Source organism: Psychrobacillus sp. PGGUH221 (genome assembly GCF_042055255.1).
Classification (GTDB): domain Bacteria; phylum Bacillota; class Bacilli; order Bacillales_A; family Planococcaceae; genus Psychrobacillus.
The window spans coordinates 1-685 of sequence record NZ_JAQMHQ010000032.1 but is presented as its reverse complement, the minus strand read 5'-3'; the positions used below and the strand labels follow the sequence as shown (position 1 = coordinate 685).

Annotated in this window: 1 protein-coding gene; it reads right to left on the bottom strand. The window is 30.2% G+C overall.

Annotation, left to right across the window (positions count from 1 at the left end; genetic code table 11):
* Positions 1–220: 220 nt before the first annotated feature.
* Complete coding sequence (locus tag PGC35_RS22030) at positions 221–394, bottom strand: Fe3+ hydroxamate ABC transporter substrate-binding protein (protein WP_375220724.1); 174 nt, start codon at positions 392–394, stop codon at positions 221–223.
* Positions 395–685 lie beyond the last annotated feature (291 nt).

Genomic DNA, 685 nt, shown 5'->3' with positions numbered 1-685 from the left:
AAAATCCTTTATTTCCAAAGAACTTGTTTCCCAACTGCTAACCATATATAAAAATTCTCCATTATTTTTTTCGATTTCCTTATTGAACTAACCTGCCCCGTTAGTTTAAGTGTAACATTTCACAATGTATTACCGAAGTCTTCATACATATTTTAGACGTAAAAATAGACCATCAATATGATGGTCTTGTTAACTAAAGAACTCGTTAGTTGAATAAAGTTTAGTAGGATTTATTATTAAAACAGTCTTCACAAATGAATTTGCCTTCGTTTCTTAAATAAACTTTTATCTCAGTAAAACCTTTTCGCTTTGGGTAACGCATTTTTACAAAAACAACGTCATCTTCCTTAATTTCTTTATCACATACAATACATATAGGTTTATCCCACAACATAACTAAACCTCCTTAATAATACCCTTAATACCTATACGGATAACCTTTATAATAGTTTCTAGAACTAACCTGCTGCGTTAGTTCCATAAGAAAAAGCTAGCCTGTAAGGCAGTCGATTCTTGAACCAAAGCACCCGTTAGCACAATAATATGTTTAGTCATTGCAATATCATACTTTTTAAGAAATCAATTTTTTTAAGATCTTTATCATTATTTTTATTTGCTCGGTAACTATCCTTAGATGAAGACTCGTAAACAGATAGATATTGCTCAGGATTTAGTAAATAATACT

Bases quoted from the DNA above. Each gene is read 5' to 3' on its own strand.
- PGC35_RS22030 (WP_375220724.1), bottom strand. From the start codon at position 394: ATGTTGTGGGATAAACCTATATGTATTGTATGTGATAAAGAAATTAAG.